The sequence below is a fragment of the Streptomyces sp. NPDC091682 genome, from assembly GCF_044756625.1.
Classification (GTDB): domain Bacteria; phylum Actinomycetota; class Actinomycetes; order Streptomycetales; family Streptomycetaceae; genus Streptomyces.
The window spans coordinates 16,075-31,338 of record NZ_JBIVTH010000030.1 but is presented as its reverse complement, the minus strand read 5'-3'; the positions used below and the strand labels follow the sequence as shown (position 1 = coordinate 31,338).

Below are 15,264 nucleotides of genomic sequence, written 5' to 3'. Positions count from 1 at the left end.
AGGAGGACAAACTCCATGCTTTCCCGCCTCTTCGCCCCCAAGGCGAAGGTCTCCGCCCACTGCGATCTTCCGTGCGGCGTGTACGACCCTGCCCAGGCCCGCATCGAGGCCGAGTCCGTCAAGGCCGTGCAGGAGAAGTACCAGGCCAACGAAGACGCCGACTTCCGTGCGCGCGCCATCACCATCAAGGAGCAGCGCGCCGAGCTCGCCAAGCACCACGTTTCGGTGCTGTGGAGCGACTACTTCAAGCCCCCGCACTTCGAGAAGTACCCGCAGCTGCACACCCTGGTCAACGACACCCTGAAGGCCCTCTCGGCCGCCAAGGCGTCGAACGACCCGGCGACCGGCGCGAAGGCTCTTGAGCTCATCGCCGAGATCGACCGCATCTTCTGGGAGACCAAGGCCGCCTGAGCCGGGGCGCCCGAAGGATCTCCCCGCGCTGCTGTTCAGAGCGCACACGACACCGGCCCGACCGCCCCGAAGCGGCCGGGCCGGTGTCGTGCGCACCCTCTGCGGGACGCCCTCAGGGCGTCTCACCGAGGACGGTCCGCAGCCAGTCGAGGGGGTCCTGGCCCAGCAGCTCGTCGGCCAGCCGCTGCCCGGTCTCCGTCGTCAGACGGGCCCTGCTGTTGTCGATCCACCGCTGGGCGTGGGCGTGTCCCTGGGCCTTGTACTCGATGCCCTGGAGCATGCACTCCAACTTGTCCGCGTCGCGGGCGCAGACGGCCTCCGGCGAGTCCTTGGCCTCGTACTCGGCGACAAGCTCTTGAATCGTCGAGGCGAGCCGCTCCGGCATGCCGAGGGTCTGATCGGCAGTCACCGTGCCCGGGTCGGCGTTGGTCGCGTACTTCTTCCCGAGGTGGTTCACGTCCCCGGTACGGGTCTCCTGGGTGTCGTGCCACACGGCGAGGAAGGCCGCCCGCGCGGGGTCGGCGCCTTCCAGCTTCGCGATGATGGACGCGATGAGCGACGTGCGCCAGGAGTGCTCGGCGACGCTCTCCGGGTCGTTGACGCCGGCCATCCACCAGCCCGTGCGGCGCGTGTGCTTGAGCGTTCCCGCCTCGTAGAGGAAACCGGCCACCGCGGACAGGTCGTCAGCCACTGTGTCTCTCCTTCATGCCTCGGCGAGGCGGATCGCGTACCGAATGCCTTCCAGCTCCCGACGCGCGTGCGGCGAGGGCCCGGTGCCATCCAACAACACGGGCAGCCGGTCCCGGAGGGTCCGCCCGGCGGCGGAGCTCAGGAGGGTGGGGCGCGCGGCGAGTAGGGCCCACAGGGTGTGAATGTTCAGATCGAGGAAGCCCTGCTCGGGCGCGAGGCCTTTCACGAGGTGCTGGAACACTCTGTGGCCGTGCCAGGTCCCGCGTCCGGGTGCGGCTATGAAGTCGTCGGAGAGCTGGAGGTGAGGGCTCTCGCCGAGCCAGTAGGCCCAGTAGTTCAGATTGGCCGCCTCGCCCGCCTCGTCGTCCAGCGTGGTGGAGATGAAGTGCCGCATGGGGTCTCGGTCGCCCTGGCGGGCGGCGACGGCGGCCACGGAGCGCGCCGCCAGCCAGCGGGTGAGCCAGTCCTGCGGACGCTCCGCTCGCTGCTGCTGCGCGAGCCAGGCAGCGGTGTCCGGTGCATCGTCGTAACCGGCCAGGTAGAGAGCCTGACGGCGGAGCAGGAACTCGCCCGAGCGGGCTTCTTCCGCAGTTCGGCGGATGCGCCGGAAGAACCGTCGCCGGTCGTCCGCCGATAGCGCGGGTCCGTCGGGGCTGGGGCCGCGGCGTGGCCTGCCGAGGGCCACGTGGGCGCGCATCGGCTCGGGGGCCACCCCGTTCAAGGGCCAGACCAGTACCTCGACGAGGTCGCGTTGCAGGACCCAGGTACCCAGGGGGCTGTGACCTATGGGCACGTCGTCGGTGAGTACGTTCGCCAGGAGGAGATCCGCCTCCAGTGCCTTCTCCAGGGCGAGGAGCAACGCCGTACTCGCACCCATGCGCATGAGCCGGTGGCGATGCGCCAGCATCTGCCCCACCGCCAACGAGGTCAGCGGCCGCCTCCCCGACTCCCAACCCGCCACCGTGTCCACGGAGACCCCGAAGGCTTCGGACAGAGAATCCTGCGTGTGACCCAGATGCTCCCGGACCAACCGAAAAACGTAGCCGGACACCACGCCGCCGCGACCCCGTTGCCGGGTTCCCTGACCGGGGGTCGGGGTGGGATCCACCGGTGCGCCCACGACACTCTCCCGCCTGCGAAATGTCACCAAAGTACCCGTACTGGGGGTCACTTCGTGGGGCGAGCTCTGATTCCTACGCTCGTGTCATCACCCGCTGACGACCGTAGGGAGCCTCCGTGTCCTGGAAGAAGACGGCCGACTGGTACGCCAGCAGCCTCGCCGATCCCGCGGCGGCGCATGCCGCGTGGTGGGAGCACGGTGTCGCCGTACTGCCGCTCGGGGCCCGTTTCGAGGCCGTACGGATCCCGGACCCGCTGGCCCGCGCGGCCGCGGAGAGCAGTGACGAGCGTGTCGTGGACCTCGCGCTGACCCTGGCCCTGGAAGGGCCCTTGATCCACGACTCGCGCGGCAGGAACCGCTACGCGCTCGTTGAGCCGGGTACGGCGGAGTGCTGGAGGACCCGGAGCGCAGTCGAGTGCCTCGGCCACGGCACCCACCTCGGGGTGCCCGAACTAGGCCGGGACCGGCCCGTTCCCGGCCGGCCCCTCTACTGGGCCTCGCTCCCGGGCCCGGGGGCGTACTTCTGCCGGGTCGCCGCCGTTCAGCTGCTCGTCCGGGTGGGCGGGGCACGGCTTGCCGAGGGGGCGGCGAGGTGACGGGCTGCCCGGATCGCCCGTCGGCCGAGGTGTCCGACGCGCACCCCGACGGGGAGTGCACGCGGGCGCAGGCGCGCTGCACCGGGTGCGGCCTGCCGGCTCCGATCGCGATCAAGTACGGCGGTCTCATGGCCGACTGCAGCCTCTGCCGCTACGGGTGGGGCGTCCACCACGACCCGGTGAGCTGCTGGCAGCACACCCGCACGGAGGAGGGCCTGATCGCCCGGATCAGCGAGGTGGCGCCACTCCTCGTCGCTGCTCGCGCCGTGCTCGACGAGATCGTCGACACCCTCTGACCTCCCGCCCCACCGGGGAGCGGGCATCCTGCACACCGAACCGATTGGAGACCCTGATGGGCAAGCACGCCGGACCACCGCAAGACAAGCCGTGGACGCCGCCGTCCCAGCCGTCGAGCCCGGACGGGAGCCGGCCGACACCCCAGCCTTCCACCCCGCCCCCGCCGCCGCCGGGTAAGAAGTGAACCGGGACATCTGCCGCGAGGCCCTGGTGACAGCAGGGTTACTGCGCGAGCCATGGCTGGCCGAAGCCTTCGACAAGGTCGACCGCGAAGCGTTCGTCCCGGGAGCCGTCTGGCTCCCGGTCCGGGACGCCGAAGGCCTCTGGACCTTCGTGGACCGCGACGAGGAGCCGGACGTCTGGCGCCACGCCGTCTGGAACCCTCACCAGTCGGTCGTCACCCAGCTAGACGACGGCGACGTGACACCCGGCCCCAGCGCGGGTGACTTCACGTCCTCCGTGTCAGCCCTGGACATCGTCATGCGGAAGCTCCAGCACTTGGACCTCACACCACGGTCCCGCGTCCTGGAGATCGGCTACGCATCCGGCTACCACACGGCCCTGCTGTGTGAGCGCGTCGGCTCGGATCGGGTGGTCGCCATCGAGGTGGATGACGAGCTTGCACGTGCGGGCGCCGCGAACCTCAAGGCGGCCGGCTACGACCCGGAGCTCATCGTCGGGGACGGGCTCGAAGGCGTCCCCGGCGGGGAGCCGTTCAGCCGGATCATCAACACGGCGTCCCTGCGGCGCGTTCCGTACGCCTGGATCGAGCAGTCCAGGCGGAGCGGGGTGATCCTCACCCCGTTCGGGACGGCCTACAGCAACTCGGGGCTCCTGCGGCTCCGCGTCGACACCTTGGGAACGAAGGCGCAGGGAGCCTTCATCGGCGAGTCCTCGTACATGTGGATCCGCTCCGAGCGGCCGACTGTCGACCTCCAGGTTCCGGACGATTCGACCAGCCGGAAGTCGCCGATCGATCCCGCTCAGGTTCTGGGGGCCGGCTACCTCCAGGATTTCGCCATCGGCCTCCAGGTCCCGGACGTCTCCTACTCACACCGCGGGGAGGGCGACGACCGGCAGGTCCAGTTCGTGGACGAGGCTGGCACCTCGGCAACGATCGTCCGCTACGGCGACTGGTGGGAGGAGGACGCCGTCCGCTCGTGGGGACCGCGCGATCTCTGGGCGGAGGTGACTGCGGCGTACACGTGGTACGAGGTGCGAGGACGGCCGCACATCACCCGCTTCGGCGTCACGGTCGACGGGTCCGGCCAGTACGCATGGCTGGACGACCCCCGACAGCTCGTCGGCTCCTGAGCAGTAGCTCCGGTCGGGCCCGTCCCGGCCGGGGCACCCGGTCTGATCCTGTCTCGGCGGCCCTGGCGCCGCCTGCGCCGAGCGCACCTTGAACGGCCGCCCGCCCGCCGAGTACCTCCGGTAGGTGGGCGGCTCCTTTTGTGCGCTGGGGAGCTGGTCCCATGCGCGTTCGGCCTCCGGCGTCTGCCGGCGCGTGCGCGCGTAGCCCTGCGCCGCGGCGATCGCTTCGTCGTAGAGGTCGCGATCCGCGGGGAGGGTGGCCGAGCGCTCGCGTCGCAACCGTGCGATCAGCCACGGCACGTCCCGGACCAGTGGGGGTTCGCCAAGGAGCGCACGCGCAGGTATCCCAACGGATCCCGCCATCGGCGGCTGTGCCATGTGCGGGAGTCCGCCGGCGGCAGGCCGGGAGGTAGCTCCTTCACCGGACCCATGGTGCCGGGTAGCGGCGCCCGAGCCGATGGAATTGCTCGTGCACCGGTCCGGGCCGCTGCGGCGGCGGACGGAACCGGCCAGTACGGGGCGGGTCCGGGCAGGGCCGTCAGGCCGTCGCCCGGACCCGGAGGATCACTCCTCGTCCTCGTCCTCGTCGTCCAGCCGGGCCAGCCAGGTGGCCAGGCGTTCCACCGGGACCTCGAAGTCCGGGTTCAGGTCGACGAAGGTGCGCAGCTGCTCGGCGAGCCACTCGAAGGTGACCTCCTCCTCTCCGCGCCGCTTCTCCAGCTCCTCGATGCCGCGATCGGTGAAGTACAAGTCGGGCTCCGTGCCGTGATGGGGGTGTGCAGGGGGTGTTTCCCGCCAGGATAATCCGCCTATCGGCGACACCTCCCGCACGCGTCGTCCCCGGGTCTAGCCTGGATGCCCAACGAGCGGGGGGTGCGGATGACGGACGGGCGCACGACAGGGTCCGCGCGCGCCTTCGAGCTTCTGGAGCCCCTCGTCCAGGCGGCGACCGTACGCGTTCACGCCCCGCCGGGCGGGTATGACAACCCTCGCAGCCATCGGACCGGTCCCACGTGGGGGAGCGGCTTCTTCATCGCCCCCGGATGGGTCCTGACGTGCGCGCACGTGGTCGGCGAAGGGGGTGCTGCGGTGCGTCTGACGGGACGCGAGGTCGGCATCACCTTTTCCGCCGGCACCATCACCGGCACGGTCACCGGGCGCGTGGAGTGCGTACTGCCCGAGCGGCTGGAGGAACGGCGGCCCGGCCGGCACGCGCTGTGGGACCTGCCCGACCTGGCGCTGGTCAGAGTGCTGGCTCCCGTCTCGCACGCCTGCGCATGGCTGACCGACCGCTCCAGACCGCGCTTCGACGAGGTCGCCTACTTCGGCTGCACCGAGGACCTCGGCACCCCCGAGATCACCGGCCGCACCACCCGGCTGCGCGGAACCGCCGGGAACGGCGCGGCCATCCGGCTCGGCGACGACGACGAGATCGAGCCCGGCATGTCCGGCGGGCCCGTGGTGGACCTCGTCCGCGGTGAGGTCGTCGGCGTGCTCAAGGCCCGGCGGCAGGCGGGGGGCGGCGGGCTCGCCGTCTCCGTCGTGCAGCTGCGCACCCTGCCGATGGCCGCGCGGGGCCAGGTCGGGCTCTACCGCCGGATCATGCAGGCCCACGACCTGTACCACTACGACCAGCACCTCAGCGATCTCGACAACCGGCGGACCTGGACGGACGTGCACGGCGAGCTCCCGCCGGAGGCGGGCGACCCGTACGCCGGCCGGGGCCGGCTCACCCCCGGCGAGCGCACCACCCTGTTCGGGCTGCTGGCCGGGCTGCCCCCGCCGGGCTCCTCCGAGGTCGTACGCGCCCTGGTCGAGGCGGCGCGCGGCGAGGAGCCGGACCCGCTGCCGCCTGCCCCGCTGAGCTGGCGCGACGGGCTGGGGCTGCTGCACGACCCGCCGGGCGGGACCGGGGAGGCCGCGGCGATGCTCCGGTACGCGACCGACGTGAGCGTGGCCGAGTACCGGGAGCCGGTCACGCCGGGCGCGGACGAGGAACTGTGGGACTGGGTACGGGCCACGGCCGAGCGGCTGTGGCGGCCGCTGCGGCGCGAGCTCGGCGAGCGCCACGAGCGGGGCCTCGCCGAGCGCGAGCGGCGTCGCCGCGCTTCGGCCGGGCGGGCGGCGCTCGGTCCGGCGCGGCGGTCCGGCGGGCTGCCGCCCGGTGCCTCGGTGCTGCTGGAGGTGTGGGCGCACGGCTGGGAGGACCTCTACGACTGGCGGGTCTCCGTGCTGGCCGGTCCCGCACACGCCGGGCGGGTGACGCCCGTGGACTCGGGCGTACGGGCCACCCTGGCGGGCCTGCCGGAGGCCCTGCGGGCCCCGCTCGCCGAGGGCTTCCGGCGCTGCGACACCCACGAGGCCGCGGCCCTGCTCGAAGTGGCCGTGGCACCCGAGCTGTTCGGGCTCGCGGTGGACGAATGGGTGGTGGTGGGCGGCGTACCGCTCGGCGTGCAGCGGCCGGTGGTCCTGCGCCACCCCGCCGGTGCGCACCCGGGCGGTGCGCACCCGGGCGGTGCGCACCCCACAGGTCCGCACCCGGGCGGTGTGCCCCCGGGCGGGGCCAGGGAGCACCCCGCCGACCGCGAGGGGACCGACGCGTCCGCCCGCTGGGCGCGGGTCCAGGCGGGACCCCTGCAGGACGAACGCGCCGACTGCATACGGGGACGCCCGCGCAGCCCCGCCACCGAGTGGCTGACGGGACTCCCCGACAACACCGTGCCGGTGCACTGCCGCGCGGCCGACCAGGAGCCCACCCTCGGCTCGCTGCACGCGGTACGCGACGCCGGGTACGGGGTGGTGGTGACCCGGCGGCCGCCGCCGGACCCGGGAGCCTCCTGCGCGCCCTTCCACCGCGGGCTGCGGGAGGAGCTGGCCGACGCCGGGCGGGCGGAGGCGCTCCCGGTACGCCTGCAGAACCTGCGGGGGCGGGCGTACGGGGCGGATCCCGACGCCTACTGGGCGACCGGGACGGGGCTGGTGTGGGAGGACCCGGCGCGGCCGCTGCCGGACGAGGAGCCGCTCCAGGGCGACCTGTGACGGGGGCCTGTGACGGGGGCCTGTGACGGGGGCGCCGCGGACGACGCGAGGGAGGGAGCAGGAGCACCATGAACGACGAGTGGCTCATTTACCGCGGGGTGGGCGAGCCCCACGACGGGATCGACGCACTGCCCGACCCGCCGCCCTGGCGGGACTTCGACGGCGGCCCCGTGGCGGAACCGGGCGGTCCGGCCCAGGTCGCCGACGGCAACGTGGCCCGGCGGCTCGGGGCGCACCGGCAGGTCGCCGAACTGCACCGGCCGGAACCGGAGGAACTGGAGGCCATCAACGCGGCCCTCTACTTACGGCGGCCGCTGCTCGTGACCGGCTTCCCCGGCACCGGGAAGTCCACCCTCGCGCACGCCGTCGCCCACGAGCTGAAGTTGGGTCGGGTGCTCCGCTGGCCGGTGGTGTCCCGGACCGTGCTCCAGGACGGCCTGTACCGGTACGACGCCCTGGCCCGGCTGCAGGACGTCCAGATCGCAGCGAGCGGCGGAGGCGCCCCGATCACCGTCCCGGCCGCCGCCGTCCCGGCCGTCGCCGCGGCCTCCGGGGTGCCCGGCATCGGGAAGTACATCCGGCTCGGGCCGCTCGGCACCGCCCTGCTGCCGACGGCCCGGCCCCGCGTCCTGCTCATCGACGAGCTCGACAAGAGCGACATAGACCTCCCCAACGACCTGCTGAACGTGCTGGAGGAAGGGGAGTTCGCCCTCCCCGAGCTGGAACGGGTCGCCGACAGCGAGCCCGAGGTCCAGGTGCTCACCGACGACGGGACCAAGGTCACCGTCCGCGGCGGCCGCGTCCGCTGCCGGGCCTTCCCGTTCATCATCCTGACCAGCAACGGGGAACGGGACTTCCCGGCCGCCCTGTTGCGCCGCTGCATCCAGCTGAAGCTCGGTCAGCCCGGCGAGAAACGGCTCGCCACCATGGTCCGCGCCCACCTCGGCGACGAGGCGGCCCGCCTCGGAGCCGACCTGATCAGGGAGTTCCTCAGCCGCTCCCAGACCGAGCTGGTCGCCGCTGACCAGCTGCTCAACGCCTTGTACCTGACCCACTACGCCGCCCCGCCCACCCGGGAGGACCTCGCGGACCTGCTCATCCAGCGCCTCGACCGCCCGAGGTGAGGGCCGTGGCATCCGCCGGCGCACCCGGCGTCCGGGAACTGGCCGCGCTGTTGCTCGCGGCCGGGCTCGACCCGTCCGCCGGGGAACTCGCCGACGCCCTGTGGCTGGCCGGGCACATCGGCGGGCCCGGGCGGTCCGCCCCGGGCGGTCCGGGGCCGGGCGCCCCGGAGACCGCGCCCGAGGATCCGGGCGGGGAGCCCGCCGGACCCGTACGCACAGAAGTGGAGGTTGATGCTCCGGTCGGGCTCTACGCGCCCGGGGCGGCCCGGGCCGACGGCGCCGACGGGCAACGGCCGGAGGAGTCGCCCGAAGAGTACGGAGTGCCCGTACGGGTGCCCGGAGCCGCCGCGCTGCCCCGCATCCTGGACGTCCAGCGGGCCCTGCGGGCCCTCCAGCGACACCGCCCGCCCGGCCCGCCCACCCGGCTGGTGATCGACGAGGCGGCCACTGCCGAGGCCAGCGCCCGCGCCCTCGGACTGGTCATCCCGGTGCTCCGGCCGGAGAGCCGGCGCGAGGCGACCGTACGGCTGGTGATGGACGCGTCCCCGTCGATGGCCGTCTGGCAGGACATGTTCGAGGAACTGCGCTCCGTGTGCGAGCGGCTGGGTGCCTTCCGGGACGTTCAGGTGCACTACCTGCACCGCCTGGCCGACGGCACGGCCGCGCTCGGCCGCAGCCCCGCACCCGGCTGCGTACGCGCCTCCGGCCTGCGCTCCGGCGACCAGTTGCGGGACCCGACCGGCCGGGCCCTGACCATGCTGGTCTCCGACTGCGCCGGGCGGCTGTGGCGCGAGGGCACCGCGCAGCGGCTGCTGCACCGGTGGGCCGAGTGCACCCCGTGCATGGTCGTCCAGCCGCTGCCGCAGCGGTTGTGGGGGCGCAGTTGGCTGCCCACGGAGCGGGGCACGCTCACCCGGCCGGAGGGCGGCGGGCAGCAGCTCGCCTTCCGGCCCGACCGACCGCCGCTGCCCGGGCGGCCCACGGGCGGGCTGACGGTGCCCGTGCTGCCGCCGAGCGCGACCGCCCTCGGTGCGTGGGCCCGGCTGCTGGCCGGGCTCACGGCCGGGCCCGTACCGGCCGAGGTGGGCCGGGTACTGGCCGACCACCCGGCCGCGCCGCTGCCGCCGCCCCGCGCGGTGCGCCCGCCGCGCGAGCTCGTGGCACGGTTCCGGTCCTCGGCCGCACCCCAGGCCGTACAACTCGCGGTGTACCTGTCGGCGGCGCCGCTGACGCTGCCCGTGATGCGGCTGGTGCAACGCACGATGCTGCCGGACTCCGAGCCGTCCGACCTGGCGGAGGTGCTGCTGAGCGGGTTGCTGCGGCGCAGCGGTCCGGGGCCGGGGCACTGGTACGAGTTCGTCCCCGGGGTGCAGGACGTACTGCTGGGGCCGCTGGGGCGGGACGAAGCCGCGCTGGTGCTCAAGCACTGCTCGGAGTACGTGCTGGCGCACTTCGGCCGGGGCGTACGGAACTTTCCCGCGCTCGCGGTCTCCCAGCTGACCGGGACCCCGCCGGCGGTCGCCGACCCCGGACCCGAGGAGGACGAGCGGGCGCCGGAAGGGCGGCTCCCGCAGGCCTTCGCGCAGGTTTCGGCCAAAGTCGTACGGCGCTACCTGCCCGGGATGCCGCAGGAGGGCCCCCCGGTACGCCGGCCCCCCGCGGCCCCGGTACCCACCCGGGCCGGGGCGGTGCGCGCCGCCCGGGACCGGCTCGCGGACGCCGACGCCGATGCGGAGGGCGGCGCGCGGGCGCTGTACGAGGCCGTGGCGGTGCTCCGGCGGGCGGTGACGGCCCCGCCGGGGCCCGGCGATCCGCCGGAGGAGGCGGAGACCGAGCTGGCGGGGGCGCTGCTGCGGCTGTGGGCGGCCCAGCGGGACCCGGAGCTGCTGGCCGAGGCGGAACGGGCCGTGACCGGGCTGCGCACGGCGCGGGCGGGGGCGGTGCTCGGTCGGGTGCTGTACGAGCGGGCGCTGGCCGCCGGACCGGACGCGGAGCTGCTGGCGGCGGCGGACATGGAATTCGCGGCGGCCGGCGCCGCGGCCGACCCGGAACTGCAGCGGGACTGCGCGGTGCGGCGGGCGGAGACCCTGATCCGGCTGAGCGGGCTGCGGGACGAGGCGGGCGCGCTCCGCGAGGCCCGGGCGTCCCTCGAACCCCTGGCGGGCCGGGCGCCGGGCGCGGACCCGGCCGCCGGTACGGACGGCGGCGGGGAGGGCACCGGCGCGGAGGGCGGCGGCGGGGAGGGCGGCGGCGGGCGGGAGGGCGGCCCGGCCCCGTACCCCGAGCTGCACCTGGCCCTGGGCCGCGTCCTGCTGGCCCTGCTGCCCCGCACCCCGGACCCGGCCGAGCGCACGGCCCTGGCCGAACAGGCCGCCGCCCGCCTGGCCACGGCCCTGCCCGCCCTGCCCGCCGCCGCCCCCGGCCGCACTGGTCACACCGGCCGCACGGGTCACACGGGCCACATCGGCCGCACCGGCCCGGGCACCGCACAGGTACGGGTGGAGCTCGCCGAGGCGCTGCGCCACCTCCCCGGCCGGCTGGAGGAAGCCGCGGGGCAGCTGGACGCAGCCCTGGCGGAGTCCGGCGGGGACCCGGAACTGCGGGTGGCCGCCCTGGTCTGCCTGGCGCGCGTGCACCGGGAGCGGTACGCGCGGGACGCCGACCCGACGGCGCTGGAGGACGCGGCCGAAGCGTACGGCCGGGCCCGGCGGCTGATCCCCCGCGACGCGGAGGCCTTCGGGGAACTGCTGCCCGAATGGGGCGACGTACTCCTGGACCGGGCCCGGGCCACCGACGGGCGGCGGTTCACCGGGGCCGCCGTACGCGTCCTGCGCGAGAGCCGGTCCGCGGTCCCGCAGTCCGACCCCGGCGCGGCCCACCGGCTGCTGCGGCTGGCCACCGGGCTCCGGCTGCGGCACACGTACGAGGGCGACCCGGTGGACCTGCGGGAGGCCGAGTACCTACTGGAGCTGGCCGTCCGGCACAGCCGCAACCCGCTGGAACAGGCCCGTATCTGGCGGGACCACGGCGACGTCCAGCAGGAGATCCACGGCCACACCCGGGCGCTGGAGCGCCTCGACCGGGCGGCGGACTCCTACCGGCGGGCCTGGCGGGCCGCCCTCGAGGCCGACGTGGAGGACCGCGCGGACACCGCCGTCCAGCTGGCCGCCCGCGTACAGCAGTTGCGCGGGGACGTGCTGGAACGCATGGCCCGGCCCCGCGCGGCCCTGGACGCGTACCGCTCGGCACTGGAGCTCTGGACGCGGACCCGCGAGGGTGCCGCGGGGCGCTCGGAGGCGGTCCGCGTGCGGATCCTGGCCCTGGAGGCCGGGTTCTGACGCCCGCACCGGGGGCGCGGTCCGGACCAGGGCCGCTGTTTCCACGGCCCGGCCGACGGGAAAAGGAAGCCGATGGGAAAAGGAAGTGGACCATCCGGTGTGCGACGCGACAGGGGGCCCGGCGGCACATGGTGACGAAGCAGCAGGAAGTGGCGGCGGCGACCCCGGAATGCCCGGGGCGGCTGCCGGATCTCTCCGGGCTGGACCTGGCGGCGCTGCGCGGGATCGACCATCCCGTGCTGGCCGGGGTGATCGAGGGCATGGTCGAGCGGGTGACCCATCCCGCGGAGATCCTCAACGCCTTCGACTCCAGCGTGGCCTGAACGCACCATGCCTGATCCGTCCTACCTTGAAACCGAGTTGACCACTTTCCGCCGTTAGCCGGGACCGTCCCCAGGGCAGGGATGGACCGTCCGCCGGGGTGTCCCCGGGCGGTTCTTTGTCGGGGGAGGGAGGTGCGGCGATGCGGCGAGCGGTCACGAGCGGAACCCCGCTGCCCCCACCCGGCGCCCCCGACCCGACGGTGTCTTCTGCCCCAGCACCGCACACCGACCTCACCGCGCTCCCTGACCAGGCTCCGCCTCCCGCCCCGCACGCCGACGCGCCTCCCACCCCGTACGCAGAAGCGTGTTCCGCTCCGCGCATCGAAGCGCGGCCTGCCGTGCACGCCGACGCGCCTCCCGCCCCGCGCGGCGACGCGGTGCCCGCCGCGCACGGCGACGCCGCGGTGGTCGCCCAGTGGCTGCGGCACGCCCGGTACGCGCCCTGGCCCTACACCCGGCTCGACGTGGCCGCCGCGCGGGCCGCCGGCCACCGGCCCCACCCGATACGCCAGTTCGTCCTCAAGACCCGCAGCCGCTGCAACCTCGCCTGCACCTACTGCTACGTCTACGAGATGGCCGACCAGGGCTGGCGCGACCAGCCGTCCGCCATGACCCCCGCCACCACCGCCCGCGCCGCACAGCGGATCGCCGAGCACGCCGCCGCCCACGACCTGCCCCGGATCGACCTCGTCCTGCACGGCGGCGAACCGCTGCTCACCACCCCCGCCCGGCTGGCCGAGCCCGTCGACGCCGTCCGGGCCGCCGTGGCCGGGGCCGCCCCGCGCACCCGGGTCACCGCCACCGTCCAGACCAACGGCACCCTGCTCACCCGCGGCCGCCTCGCCGCCCTGGCCGCCGCCGGGATCCGCGTCGGCGTCAGCCTCGACGGCGGCCTGCCCGTGCACAACACCCGCCGGGTGGACCGCGCAGGACGGCCCGGCTTCGCGTCCGCCGCCCGCGGCCTGCGGCTGCTGGCCCGCCATCCGCAGAGCTACGCCGGGGTGCTCTGCGTCGTCGATCTCGACCACGACCCGGTGGAGACCTACGAGTCCTTGCTCGCCTTCGCCCCGCCCAGCATCGGGCTGCTCCTGCCGCTCGCGAACTGGAGCGCCCCGCCGCCCGGCCACCACCCGGACCGGACCCCGTACGCGGACTGGCTCCTCGCCGTCTTCGAGCGCTGGTGGCACGACGGCGTACGGCGCACCCGGATCCGGCTCTTCGAGGAGATCATCGCCCTGTTGCTCGGCCTGCCCACCACCACCGAGACCCTCGGGCTCACGCCCGCCGCCACCGCCGTGATCGAGACCGACGGCTCCATCGAACAGGCCGACTCACTGAAATCCGCGTACGAGGGGGCCGCCGCGACCGGGATGACCCTCGACACCCACAGCTTCGACCAGCTCCTCGACCACCCCGGACTCGCCGCCCGCCAGCTCGGCCTGGACGCGCTGGCCGCCCGGTGCCGCGCCTGCGAGCTGGTCGACGTGTGCGGCGGAGGGCACTACCCGCACCGTTACCGTGCCGGCGAGGGCTTCCGCCAGCCGTCCGTGTACTGCACCGACCTCCAGCCGCTGATCCGGCACATCGCCGCCGCCGTCCAACGGGCCGCGCAGAACGCCCGTGCCGCGCAGAGCGCCGGGGCCCCGCAGGCCGTCCGGGCCCCGCAGAGCGCCCGGACCGCCGCCGATCCCCCCGCGACCCCATCCCCCGCCGTCCATCCCCCGGCGGTCGCCCCATGACCGACGCCCTCACCGCCTTCACCGTCTCCTCGCCCACCCTGCGCGCCCTCGCCTCCACCGAACCCTCCATGGAGGGCACCCGCCTGGTCCGCGACGTACGCCGCTCCAAACGCCTGCTCCTGCTGCGGGCGGTCCTCGACGCCGCCCCCGGCGGCCGGTCCGGGGAGACCGCCGACCACTGGGCCCTCCTGGAAGAGGCCGAGCGCCGTGACGCGGGCGCCGTGCGCGACGTACTGCACTACCCGGCCACCGGGGTGTGGGCCGAGGAGACCCTGCGCCGGCTGCACGCCCCGTGCGGCCCGCCGCCCGACCTCGGACACCTCGGGGCCCTCGCCGTCGCCGCCGCCCTGCGCGCCGGGATCCCCTTCAGCCACACCCTGCGGCCCCTGCACGGCCGGCTCGTGCTGCCCACCCTCGGGCTGCTGCGCCCGGACCGCCCCGGCCCGCTCGCCCTCACCGAACGCTCCTGGGACCCCGACGATCCGGCCACCGTGCCCCTGCACGCCCTGCCCGGCGGCCGGACCGCCCTCGACGACCTCGACCCCTACCGGGCGCCCGGCCCCGCGCAGCCGGCCCCGGTCCGCCCCGCCCGCCGGCTCACCCCCAAGGGCCACAAGCGGTGGGACACCCAGTGGTCCGGCGCGCTCGCGCTGCTCCAGCGCTACGACACGATCCGCGCCGAGGAAACCGTCCAACTGCTGCGCTCCGTCGTACCGCTGGCCGGCGGCTCCCGCTCCAGCGGTGCCACCCTCCCCGCGGCCGCCGGCTCCGTACTCGCCCGCGCCCAGGCCCCGCCCGCGCTCGCCGCGACCCTCGTCCACGAGGTCCAGCACGGCAAACTGACCGCCCTCACCGACGTCCTGATCCTGCACACCGCCGACCACACGCCCCGCCACTGGGCCCCCTGGCGCAGCGACCCCCGCCCCCTGGAGGGCCTGCTGCACGGCGCCTACGCCCACCTGGCCCTCGCCGGGTACTGGCAGCGCGCCGCCCTCTACGGGGCCCGCGGCGCCTGGGCCCAGCACGCCCGGATCCGCGCGCAGGTGGCCGCCGTTCTGCCGGCCCTGCGGGCGCACGAGCGACTGACCACCGCGGGACGGGAGTTCACCGATGCGATGGGGGTCGCCGAACGCGCCATGGACGACCTGCCGCCGCCCGGCGACCAGCACACCGCGGCCCGCCGGGCCGTCGACCGCGAACGCCGCGCCTGGTGCGAGGCGCACCCCGAACTCGCGCCGTTCGCAGACGGCTGACGGACCGTCCGCTGCGGTAC

General features: G+C 74.9%; 13 protein-coding genes. 10 read left to right on the top strand and 3 right to left on the bottom strand.

Annotated elements, in window-relative coordinates:
* The first annotated feature begins 15 nt into the window (after positions 1 to 15).
* A complete protein-coding gene (gene sodN / locus ACIQK6_RS38810) occupies positions 16 to 411 on the top strand; it encodes a superoxide dismutase, Ni (protein WP_030009413.1) in 396 nt (131 codons plus the stop codon).
* Positions 412 to 523: 112 nt separating this feature from the next.
* On the opposite strand, the gene ACIQK6_RS38805 is transcribed toward sodN, so the two are convergent.
* Both ACIQK6_RS38805 and ACIQK6_RS38800 read right to left on the bottom strand, forming a co-directional pair.
* Positions 524 to 1,102, bottom strand: a complete 579-nt coding sequence (locus ACIQK6_RS38805) for an HD domain-containing protein (protein ID WP_328788777.1) — start codon at positions 1,100 to 1,102, stop codon at positions 524 to 526.
* 12 nt (positions 1,103 to 1,114) lie between these two features.
* A complete protein-coding gene (locus ACIQK6_RS38800) occupies positions 1,115 to 2,209 on the bottom strand; it encodes a helix-turn-helix domain-containing protein (RefSeq protein WP_402697200.1) in 1,095 nt (364 codons plus the stop codon).
* Between the two features lie 128 nt (positions 2,210 to 2,337).
* Between ACIQK6_RS38800 and ACIQK6_RS38795 the strand changes: the two genes are divergently transcribed.
* The 3 genes from ACIQK6_RS38795 to ACIQK6_RS38785 all read left to right on the top strand — a co-directional run bounded on the left by ACIQK6_RS38795 (position 2,338) and on the right by ACIQK6_RS38785 (position 4,428).
* A complete protein-coding gene (locus tag ACIQK6_RS38795) occupies positions 2,338 to 2,817 on the top strand; it encodes a hypothetical protein (RefSeq protein WP_329099081.1) in 480 nt (159 codons plus the stop codon).
* On the top strand, positions 2,814 to 3,113 hold the full coding sequence (locus ACIQK6_RS38790; RefSeq protein WP_329099080.1) for a hypothetical protein: 300 nt from the start codon (positions 2,814 to 2,816) through the stop codon (positions 3,111 to 3,113). Before ACIQK6_RS38795 ends, ACIQK6_RS38790 begins: the two co-directional genes overlap by 4 nt.
* Before the next feature lie 211 nt (positions 3,114 to 3,324).
* Complete coding sequence (locus tag ACIQK6_RS38785; protein ID WP_329099079.1) at positions 3,325 to 4,428, top strand: hypothetical protein; 1,104 nt, start codon at positions 3,325 to 3,327, stop codon at positions 4,426 to 4,428.
* Between the two features lie 564 nt (positions 4,429 to 4,992).
* Here the strand turns inward: ACIQK6_RS38785 and ACIQK6_RS38780 are convergent.
* On the bottom strand, positions 4,993 to 5,178 hold the full coding sequence (locus ACIQK6_RS38780) for a DUF6104 family protein (RefSeq protein ID WP_030190019.1): 186 nt from the start codon (positions 5,176 to 5,178) through the stop codon (positions 4,993 to 4,995).
* Positions 5,179 to 5,283: 105 nt separating this feature from the next.
* Between ACIQK6_RS38780 and ACIQK6_RS38775 the strand changes: the two genes are divergently transcribed.
* From ACIQK6_RS38775 to ACIQK6_RS38750, 6 genes are all read left to right on the top strand, one after another.
* A complete protein-coding gene (locus ACIQK6_RS38775) occupies positions 5,284 to 7,467 on the top strand; it encodes a trypsin-like peptidase domain-containing protein (protein ID WP_329099078.1) in 2,184 nt (727 codons plus the stop codon).
* Positions 7,468 to 7,535: 68 nt separating this feature from the next.
* Positions 7,536 to 8,591: an AAA family ATPase gene (locus ACIQK6_RS38770; RefSeq protein ID WP_402697172.1), complete on the top strand. Its 1,056-nt coding sequence runs from the start codon at positions 7,536 to 7,538 to the stop codon at positions 8,589 to 8,591.
* 5 nt (positions 8,592 to 8,596) lie between these two features.
* Positions 8,597 to 11,929: an SAV_2336 N-terminal domain-related protein gene (locus ACIQK6_RS38765; RefSeq protein ID WP_329099076.1), complete on the top strand. Its 3,333-nt coding sequence runs from the start codon at positions 8,597 to 8,599 to the stop codon at positions 11,927 to 11,929.
* Positions 11,930 to 12,057: 128 nt separating this feature from the next.
* A complete protein-coding gene (fxsA, locus tag ACIQK6_RS38760; protein WP_327383312.1) occupies positions 12,058 to 12,252 on the top strand; it encodes an FxSxx-COOH cyclophane-containing RiPP peptide in 195 nt (64 codons plus the stop codon).
* Positions 12,253 to 12,392: 140 nt separating this feature from the next.
* Complete coding sequence (locus tag ACIQK6_RS38755) at positions 12,393 to 13,991, top strand: FxsB family cyclophane-forming radical SAM/SPASM peptide maturase (RefSeq protein ID WP_402697169.1); 1,599 nt, start codon at positions 12,393 to 12,395, stop codon at positions 13,989 to 13,991.
* Positions 13,988 to 15,244 (top strand): aKG-HExxH-type peptide beta-hydroxylase, encoded by a 1,257-nt coding sequence (locus tag ACIQK6_RS38750; protein ID WP_329099074.1) that lies wholly within the window; start codon positions 13,988 to 13,990, stop codon positions 15,242 to 15,244. Before ACIQK6_RS38755 ends, ACIQK6_RS38750 begins: the two co-directional genes overlap by 4 nt.
* The last annotated feature ends 20 nt before the right edge of the window (positions 15,245 to 15,264 follow it).

Excerpts from the sequence above, each read along its gene's own strand:
- ACIQK6_RS38750 (WP_329099074.1), top strand. The coding sequence starts at position 13,988 with ATGACCGACGCCCTCACCGCCTTCACCGTCTCCTCGCCCACCCTGCGC.
- fxsA (WP_327383312.1), top strand. The coding sequence starts at position 12,058 with ATGGTGACGAAGCAGCAGGAAGTGGCGGCGGCGACCCCGGAATGCCCG.
- ACIQK6_RS38775 (WP_329099078.1), top strand. The coding sequence starts at position 5,284 with ATGCCCAACGAGCGGGGGGTGCGGATGACGGACGGGCGCACGACAGGG.
- ACIQK6_RS38770 (WP_402697172.1), top strand. The coding sequence starts at position 7,536 with ATGAACGACGAGTGGCTCATTTACCGCGGGGTGGGCGAGCCCCACGAC.
- sodN (WP_030009413.1), top strand. The coding sequence starts at position 16 with ATGCTTTCCCGCCTCTTCGCCCCCAAGGCGAAGGTCTCCGCCCACTGC.
- ACIQK6_RS38755 (WP_402697169.1), top strand. The coding sequence starts at position 12,393 with ATGCGGCGAGCGGTCACGAGCGGAACCCCGCTGCCCCCACCCGGCGCC.